The sequence below is a fragment of the Pelagibacterium limicola genome (genome assembly GCF_015694405.1).
Classification (GTDB): domain Bacteria; phylum Pseudomonadota; class Alphaproteobacteria; order Rhizobiales; family Devosiaceae; genus Pelagibacterium; species Pelagibacterium limicola.
On record NZ_JADQDB010000011.1, the window covers coordinates 102,744 to 110,807 of the forward strand.

The 8,064-nt window shown below is 60.3% G+C and carries 8 protein-coding genes; 6 read left to right on the plus strand and 2 right to left on the minus strand.

Annotation, left to right across the window (positions count from 1 at the left end; genetic code table 11):
• Positions 1-157: 157 nt before the first annotated feature.
• On the minus strand, positions 158-583 hold the full coding sequence (locus I2G20_RS16675; protein ID WP_196260866.1) for a winged helix-turn-helix transcriptional regulator: 426 nt from the start codon (positions 581-583) through the stop codon (positions 158-160).
• Between the two features lie 99 nt (positions 584-682).
• On the opposite strand from I2G20_RS16675, the gene I2G20_RS16680 reads away from it, so the two are divergent.
• The 5 genes from I2G20_RS16680 to I2G20_RS16700 all read left to right on the plus strand — a co-directional run bounded on the left by I2G20_RS16680 (position 683) and on the right by I2G20_RS16700 (position 6,520).
• Entirely contained in the window at positions 683-2,131 is a 1,449-nt protein-coding gene (locus I2G20_RS16680) for an MFS transporter (protein ID WP_207747669.1), read from the plus strand.
• Between the two features lie 92 nt (positions 2,132-2,223).
• Complete coding sequence (locus tag I2G20_RS16685) at positions 2,224-3,153, plus strand: LysR family transcriptional regulator (RefSeq protein ID WP_196260867.1); 930 nt, start codon at positions 2,224-2,226, stop codon at positions 3,151-3,153.
• A gap of 122 nt (positions 3,154-3,275) precedes the next feature.
• Positions 3,276-5,264, plus strand: coding sequence for a conjugal transfer protein TraG (locus I2G20_RS16690; RefSeq protein WP_196260868.1), 1,989 nt, complete (start codon positions 3,276-3,278; stop codon positions 5,262-5,264).
• Positions 5,245-5,727, plus strand: a complete 483-nt coding sequence (locus tag I2G20_RS16695) for a ribbon-helix-helix domain-containing protein (RefSeq protein WP_207747671.1) — start codon at positions 5,245-5,247, stop codon at positions 5,725-5,727. The genes I2G20_RS16690 and I2G20_RS16695 overlap by 20 nt, the downstream gene beginning before the upstream one ends.
• A 166-nt stretch (positions 5,728-5,893) precedes the next feature.
• On the plus strand, positions 5,894-6,520 hold the full coding sequence (locus I2G20_RS16700) for a LysE family translocator (RefSeq protein WP_196260883.1): 627 nt from the start codon (positions 5,894-5,896) through the stop codon (positions 6,518-6,520).
• 383 nt (positions 6,521-6,903) lie between these two features.
• On the opposite strand, the gene I2G20_RS16705 is transcribed toward I2G20_RS16700, so the two are convergent.
• The gene (locus tag I2G20_RS16705) at positions 6,904-7,272 is read right to left on the minus strand and encodes a VOC family protein (protein WP_196260870.1); all 369 of its coding nucleotides are present in this window, start codon (positions 7,270-7,272) and stop codon (positions 6,904-6,906) included.
• Positions 7,273-7,358: 86 nt separating this feature from the next.
• Here I2G20_RS16705 and I2G20_RS16710 point away from each other — a divergent pair, with 86 nt between their 5' ends.
• On the plus strand, positions 7,359-7,922 hold the full coding sequence (locus I2G20_RS16710; RefSeq protein WP_196260871.1) for a TetR/AcrR family transcriptional regulator C-terminal ligand-binding domain-containing protein: 564 nt from the start codon (positions 7,359-7,361) through the stop codon (positions 7,920-7,922).
• The last annotated feature ends 142 nt before the right edge of the window (positions 7,923-8,064 follow it).

Here is an 8,064-nt window from a genome sequence, read left to right on the forward strand (position 1 = left end):
GCGTTGTCCTTAGGGCCGAGCTTTCGGCTGCACTGGAACCACCTCTGTCATGCAGGGCGGAACGGTGTCGTAGCAGTTGGGTGGCCGAGAGGGGTGGGTTTGTAGTTTCCCCAAATCCCGATACGTCGTCCCCTCCGGCACGATACAAGGCGCTGACCTATGCGCTTTCGTTCTGCCTTGCCTCATATTGATCGCGTGCTTCCGCAATCCTCACCTGATTTGTCTCCGTCCAGATGACCAGTGCTTGAACAGTATCGAGCAGCGAATTGCCGAGAGGCGTGAGGTTATATTCCACCTTTGGAGGCACTGTCGCATAGACAGTCCTCTCCACGATCCCGTCCCGTTCGAGCTGGCGTAGGGTGGTGGTCAACATGCGCTTGCTGATGCCCTCGATGCTGCGTCGCAATTCGGCGAAGCGCATTGTGCGTTTGTCGAGCAGCGCGATGACCAGCAGCGACCACTTGTCGGCAATCCTGTCGAGGATTTGCCGCACTTCGCAGCCCTCACGAACGTCCCATTGCAGCACGTCGTAGTTGGAGGTGAGCCGGCAGTTACCGGGTAATTCTAAAGTGCCTTCTTTCATGGGTTTGCATCCTGCCGTATCGCTTACGGGGTTACAAGAGGGAACCCGGTAAGAAAAAGTTCCCTCATTCTACCAGAACCATGAATGAGGACACACCCCATGACACCCACAGTGTCGCAATCGTCGGCATCCGAACCCGCACGTATGACCCTTCAGGAGAAAGGAGCGCTTCTAGTCCTATGCGGCGCGATCTTCCTGGAGGGTCTGGACATCGCGATGCTCAACGTGGCGCTGCCGCACATTCGTGTTGATCTTGGACTCTCCACCACGACGCTCAGCGCTGTAGTCAGTTCCTATGTGATCGGCTACGCAGGATTCATGCTTCTCGGCGGTCGCATCTGCGACCTCTATGGAAGGCGTCGTGTCTTTCTGATCGCCCTCGGCGTGTTCGTCGTCCTTTCAGGGCTCGGAGGGCTCGCTACCGAGGGCTGGATGCTTCTTGCGGCCCGCTTCATCACCGGGATGTCGGCCGCCTTCATGACCCCGGCTGGCCTCTCGCTCATCACCACCAACTTCCCCGAGGGGCCAAGGCGCAACAAGGCCGTCCTCATCTATGCGGGCGCTGCTTCGGCTGGATACTCCTTGGGTCTGGTCGTTGGTGGAGTACTGACAGCGATTAGTTGGCGCTGGGTTTTCTTTGCTCCCGCGATTATGGCTGCCCTGATCCTCCTGCTCGCTGTGAAACTCATAGCCGATGCCCATCGCCCGGAGGCACGTCGCAAGTTTGATCTCATCGGCGCGCTGGTGCTGACGTCAGCCATGCTCTTTGCCGCCATCGGCATCGCTCGCCTCGAAAATCCTCAGGAGTATCAAACTGCACTGGTCGCCTGCGTAGTGAGCGCGGCCTTGTGGGTGATCTTCGTGCTCATTGAACGCAGGACGAACGAACCCCTTATCCGCCTTGGCATTCTGAGGTCCGGTTCACTTGTTCGCGCCAATCTTTCCATGCTGCTCTTTGGTGGATCGTTCTTCGGGTTCCAATTCGTCGTGACGCTCTATCTGCAAGAACTGCTGGGATGGACGCCGCTTCAAACAGGTCTTGCCGTAATCGTCGTGAGCATCGACGCGATCCTTGCACCCACGCTGACACCTGTTCTGGTGAACCGCTTCGGCAATGTCAGGATCATTGTCGTTGGGCTCGCCCTTGCTGCACTCGCCTATGCCTTGTTCCTGCGTCTAGGCCTGGATTGGACCTATGCAGCCATGTTTCCGACCATGCTAGTGCTTGGCGTGGGGTTCGCCCTTGCCTACGGCCCGCTCACCATCGTGGCCACCAACGGGGTGGTTGAGAATGAACAAGGCCTTGCAAGCAGTCTGGTAAACACTTCCTTCCAATTTGGGGCCGGTCTCGGGCTTTCGGCTGTCGGCGCGCTTGCTGTCCTCGGTCTTGGCGGTGACGGCGGAGTTGAGGCACGGCTGGAGGCACTGCGCATGGCGATGCTCGTTCCCGTTGCCGCTGCCGCAGTCGCTGCCTTCGTAATGATGACGACCAGGAGGGAGCGGGCAGGTGCAATTTCCGAGCAGGCAACCGCGCTATCCTCGAACTGACGCTGGGACGCAGACCCATGCGGCGATCACCATCAGCAAGAAACCATCGGTATCCGTTGCGGACGCCAACTTTGCTGGGCGGACGCATCCCCATGACGTCACTGCTTCATACATTGGCGGTCGCCGAATATCTGAACTTCCGCCACGCCGCTAGCGCGCTGGGCGTGGCGCAATCCAGTGTAAGCGCCAGGGTGAAGGCGCCGGAGGAAGACCTTGGCATCCTCCTGTTCGAGCGTCACACGCGGGGCGTCCGGCTGACCCAGGCCGGGCGTCACTTCGTCGAGCGGATAGCCGCAGGGGTCGATCAACTGGATAGTGCGGTGAAGACCGCTGGAATGGCAGCGGTTGGACAGTGTGGCCGGTTGCGCATCGGCGTCCATGCCCTGATCCCTGGCAGCTTCCTGGCCAAACTGATCGGGCAGTACCGGGAAGATCACCCCGGCATTGAGGTCGAGATTACCGAAGGCATGGCCCGCGACGCAGTGATGCAGCTTCGCGCCGATCGGCTGGACGTGGTGTTTGTCGCCGGCAAGCCCAAACTCCCCGACTGCCATACCGACCCGATCTGGAGCGAATCGCTGGTTGCCGTACTGCCTGACGGGCATCGCCTCGCCGCGCAGTCAGCAATCACCTGGGACGATCTGGTCGGCGAGACTTTCCTTGTTCGTCGCGGTGGCACCGGCCCGGAGGTTCATGAGCATATCGTGCTGCGCTTTGCCGGGCGTTGGCCTGCACCGTCGATTCAACGTTTCGATGTCGGGCGCGGCACATTGTTATCCATGGTCGGACAGGGCTTCGGCATCACCATCGCCGGGGCGGCCACGGCGCTGCTGCCGACGACCGGCATCGTCTTCCTGCCCGTCGCCGATGAGCCCGAACCGGTTGCCTTTACCGCCGTCTGGTCGCCATCCAATCGCAGCGCAACACTTAAAAACCTGCTCGACCTCGCAAGCGATATGAGTCGTCGCGGCGGTTCGCGCGGCCAGTTGCTGGCCGACCACTATCCTCCCGGGATGGGGTGACGGAATCCATCCAATTTGCCGCCGATAATATCCGGCAGTTCCATGGCATCCTCTTTCCTGTTGCCCGCCCCCTTTTGCCTGCCCTCTGTTCGGCTCCATCACTTTTTCCGATCGGAGCCGGTATGCGTGGAGGTCGAATACTCTGGGGTCACATCATCGTCGTCTTCACCATCGTTCTGGTGATGATATGGGCGGCGACGCAATGGGTCGCCTTCCGCCTTAGCTTCCAGCCCCAGCTTGGAGCGCCATGGTTCGAACTGACCGGCTGGCCGATCTATTACCCGCCAGCCTTCTTCTGGTGGTGGTTCTCCTTCGACGCCTATGCGCCGGCGATCTTCGTGGAGGGCGCAATCATCGCTGCGTCCGGCGGCTTCATCGCCATCGCCGCCGCAATTCTCATGTCGATCATCAGGGCACGCGAAGCAAAGAACGTCGCCACCTACGGCTCGGCTCGCTGGGCCGAGGATCGGGAAATCCGTGCCGCCGGGCTTCTCGGCCGTGACGGTGTGGTGCTCGGCCAGTATGAACGCAACTACCTGCGCCATGACGGGCCGGAGCATATCCTGTGCTTCGCACCGACCCGCAGCGGCAAGGGCGTGGGCCTGGTCGTCCCGACCCTGTTGACTTGGCCGGGAAGCTGCATCGTCCACGACATTAAGGGGGAGAACTGGACGCTGACAGCAGGCTTTCGCGCGAAGCATGGCCGTGTCCTGCTGTTCGACCCGACCAATGCCAAATCCTCAGCCTACAATCCGCTGCTCGAGGTGCGGCAGGGCGAATGGGAAGTCCGCGACGTGCAGAACATCGCCGACATTCTTGTCGATCCCGATGGCAGTCTCGACAAACGGAACCATTGGGAAAAGACGAGCCACAGCCTACTTGTCGGCGCGATCCTGCATGTCCTCTACGCGGAGCCGGACAAAACCCTGGCCGGCGTCGCCAATTTCCTGTCCGATCCGCGCCGCCCGGTGGAAGCCACCTTGCGCGCCATGATGGGCACGCCGCACCTGGGCGAAGCTGGCGTTCATCCCGTCATCGCTTCATCCGCCCGCGAACTGTTGAACAAGAGCGAGAACGAACGGTCGGGCGTGCTCAGCACGGCTATGTCCTTCCTCGGCCTCTATCGCGATCCGGTGGTGGCGCGCGTTACCTCGCGTTGCGACTGGCGCATTGCTGACCTGGTCGGCAGCCGGGAGCCGGTCACGCTCTATCTCGTCGTGCCACCGTCCGACATCAACCGGACCAAGCCGTTGATCCGGCTCATTCTCAATCAGGTGGGCCGTAGGCTAACCGAGGAACTGGAAACCTCCGGCAGGCGCCACCGCCTGCTGTTGATGCTGGACGAGTTCCCGGCGCTCGGCCGTCTCGACTTCTTCGAGAGTGCTTTGGCCTTCATGGCTGGATACGGCCTCAAGAGCTTCCTGATCGCGCAATCGCTTAACCAGATCGAGCGCGCCTACGGCCAGAACAACGCCATCCTCGACAACTGCCATGTCCGCGTCGCCTTTGCGACCAACGATGAGAGGACCGCGAAAAGGGTCAGCGACGCGCTCGGCACCGCGACCGAACTGCGCGATTCTACCAACTATGCGGGCCATCGTCTCGCGCCGTGGCTGGGGCATCTGATGGTGTCGCGGCAGGAGACCGCGCGCCCGCTGCTCACGCCGGGCGAGATCATGCAGTTGCCACCCACCGATGAGATTATCATGGTGGCGGGCACGCCACCGATCCGCGCGACCAAGGCCCGCTACTATGAGGATGCGCGCTTCCAGGAACGCATCCTGCCGCCGCCCGATCTGGCATCCGTTCCGTCCAGGCCCAGTTCGTCATCCGACGACTGGTCGTGCCGTGTGATCGCGTCCGCGAGCCCGTCGGCGGCGAACGCGGCCGGCGACACCGCAGGCGATCCGGCAAATGCAGGCATCCGCCGCGAGCCGGAATTGCCCGAGCATGAGGAAATCGTCGCACCTCCGCCGCACCCGACAAGGGAGTTCGCAATCCTCGACGACGAACCCGATGTCGATGCCGCCAAGGCCCGAGCCATGCGTCAGCGCATGCGGATAGTCGCGCGGCAGGCATCGATGAACCCCGATGACGGCATCGAGCTTTGAAGGAATCCTCGTGACGAAACGCGCGCGCATGAATGTCTATTTCGAACCCGACCTGCTCAAACAGGTCGAGGCCCTGTCACTGCGCCGGAAGGTGTCGAAATCCGCGATCATCGAGGCTGCTGTCGCCTCCTTCCTTTCCGGCGATACCACCGAGAAGATGGAGGCCGCCCTGTCGCGGCGCATGGACAGGCTCGGCCGCCAGGTCGATACGCTCGACGAAGATCTCGCCATTCTCGGTGAGACTCTTTCGATGTTCATCCGCTTCTGGCTGACCATCACCCCGCCCTTGCCGGAAAGCGCCCGGGCCTCGGCGCGGGCGAAGGGCATGGAACGCTTCGATGGCTTCATGCAGACTCTCGGCCGGCGGCTCGCTTCTGGGGACAGGTTCCTCAAGGAACTGTCGCGGGATGTCGATCCATCTGTACAAATTGCGACAGACGTTGAGGAGAGCCAAACGAAATAGTGTCAGGTTTCGACGCCTTTGCGGACGTTCGCATCTCGGGTGCGGAACGGCGGCTTCGAGCCCTGCATGCGCTTTCCCCAGAATGCAACCAATGTCCGATCTTCAGACTTGCCTTTGAAAAAGGGATATGGATTGCTGGAACTTAAGACGCATGAAGGGTCTCGGAATGATCGACGCAACTGTATTGATAACCTACTCACTGGTCGTACTGGGGTTTGTCTTCATCCCCGGACCCGCGACGCTTCTTACTGTTGCTCGCGCCACGACCTCCGGTACGAAGGTTGGGATCGCCACGGGCGCAGGCATCACTGTCGGAGACATCATCCATACGATCATGGCCGTCGTCGGCATCTCGGCGATCATCGCGACCTCAGCAACCCTGTTCAGCATCGTGAAATATCTCGGCGCAGCCTATCTCGTTTACCTGGGGATCAAGGGCATAATCGAGAAAGCGCCGGTTGATCTCGGGCTGGGCCGGGTTCCGATCACGGCACCGCAGGCATTCCGGCAGGCAATCCTCGCCGAAGTTCTCAATCCCAAGACTGCGCTCTTCTTCCTGGCGTTCCTGCCGCAGTTCGTAGTGCCCGAGAATGGTTATGTTATCGCACAACTCACGATTCTTGGCGTTCTGTTCGCCTTGATCGGATTCTTCAGCACGATCGTCTATTCAGTCGCGGCGGGCGGTCTGGGTAATTTCCTGCGTCGCAACCCGACCGTGTTGAAATGGCAGGGCAAGGTTGTCGGAGGCATCTACTGTGCGCTTGGTGCGCGCCTGGCCCTGCAAGAGCGATAAGCAGACATTCAGCCGCGATCAGCTTTGTTTGCATTGCTGCCGTTCCCGTCGCGGGACGCTAACGGCAGCTTTCCACCCCGTTCGAGCCGTTCCGGAAGTGAGAGCGGCCAACCGACGGGAAATGACCCCAATTCAAACTTTCACGCTCGGATTGCGCGGCGCCCGAAACCTGCCAATCGTTCCGGTCGGTCGCCGACGTTAGCGGTCCGTTTGCATTCTGACTGGTTTTGGCCCGTGATGCTGGCCTCTCCATTGACGCCTAGGCGTCGCGTTGACGGGCGCTCGTTGAGCGCTGCGGCTGAAAACCACAGAACGAGCCGGTACGGCATCCCAGTCCGCTCCTGTCAGCCAGGCCCAGTGGCCGCTTGAGCGGCCCGTCTCCTTCATTTCCTGTTCTTGAACTCGAACAATTCGATAGCATTGCCTGACGGGTCCTCGAGAAGAAGCGCCTTGCCAGCGCCCCCTTCGCTGACGTCCCCACGAAACGTCGCTGCAGCGTCTCGCAATCTCTTTGCGAGGGCGTCCAAATCATTCGTCACGATCATGAACCGGTTCCAACCACCCGGCGCAGGATCACCCCCTGCTTGACCACCGCTGCCAGCGCCCGGTGCGCTCAGAAATAAGGTCAAATCCTCACGCGTCATGGCGGCGAATTTACCCTCATTGTGCATATCGACTTTAAAATCGAGATTATCTCTGTAGAAGCCCACTGCCACGTCGACGTCAGAGACGATGTACCGTACCGATGCCATCCTGCTTTCCTAAATTGCGTTAACAATATAGAACGCTAGCGTTTCACACATTGTAACGAAACGCAAGCGTTCTATAAGGGGGTCAAGTGGACCGGCGCATTGAACGGACTCTGACGAACGCTCGTGAAGCTGCGCTCGACGTGTTGGCCCAAGGCGGTTTCGGCGCCTTCACCATGGAAGCAGTCGCTGCCCATTCTGAAATTGCCAAGAGCACTCTGTACCGACACTGGCCCGACCGAATGGCTCTACTTTCGGACGCGCTGGAGACGCTCAACCTACAGCCGCGCCGGTCCGAGCCGCTACAGCAGGACGAACTGCGCGCACGCGTTATCGAACTTCTCACGCATTTGGCATCCGTCCTTGAGAACTCGCGTGTTGCCAAGGTGATACCGGCGCTTATCGACGCCGCCGAGCACTATCCTCAGGTCGCGTCGTTTCTGCACACTTATAGCGCCACCCGACGCCAGACCTTGGTGGCATTGCTCCGGGAGGGAGTGACAATCGGGGAACTTCCTCCCGATTTCGACGCCGAACTCGCCGCCCTGATGATGAGTGGCCCGATATTCTACTGTCGCCTTATGTCGCCCACGTCGTTCCCGGTCGCAAGGATTCCGAAGTTGGTGGATTTTGCTTTGTATCGGACGCGGTAGGGGCGCATCGCCGATTGTAGATATGTCGGTACTCGCGGGACATCTCCCATACGCTCCCAATTCTGGGACGAAGGAGGTGTTCATGAACAAGGACCAACGCGAGATCGCGCGTAAGCTTCGCATTCTTCAGCATGCTGATGAG

What these genes read in the sequence shown, in the direction of transcription:
- I2G20_RS16675 (WP_196260866.1), bottom strand. Translation starts at nt 583, where the DNA reads ATGAAAGAAGGCACTTTAGAATTACCCGGTAACTGCCGGCTCACCTCC.
- I2G20_RS16680 (WP_207747669.1), top strand. Translation starts at nt 683, where the DNA reads ATGACACCCACAGTGTCGCAATCGTCGGCATCCGAACCCGCACGTATG.
- I2G20_RS16685 (WP_196260867.1), top strand. Translation starts at nt 2,224, where the DNA reads ATGACGTCACTGCTTCATACATTGGCGGTCGCCGAATATCTGAACTTC.
- I2G20_RS16690 (WP_196260868.1), top strand. Translation starts at nt 3,276, where the DNA reads ATGCGTGGAGGTCGAATACTCTGGGGTCACATCATCGTCGTCTTCACC.
- I2G20_RS16695 (WP_207747671.1), top strand. Translation starts at nt 5,245, where the DNA reads ATGACGGCATCGAGCTTTGAAGGAATCCTCGTGACGAAACGCGCGCGC.
- I2G20_RS16700 (WP_196260883.1), top strand. Translation starts at nt 5,894, where the DNA reads ATGATCGACGCAACTGTATTGATAACCTACTCACTGGTCGTACTGGGG.
- I2G20_RS16705 (WP_196260870.1), bottom strand. Translation starts at nt 7,272, where the DNA reads ATGGCATCGGTACGGTACATCGTCTCTGACGTCGACGTGGCAGTGGGC.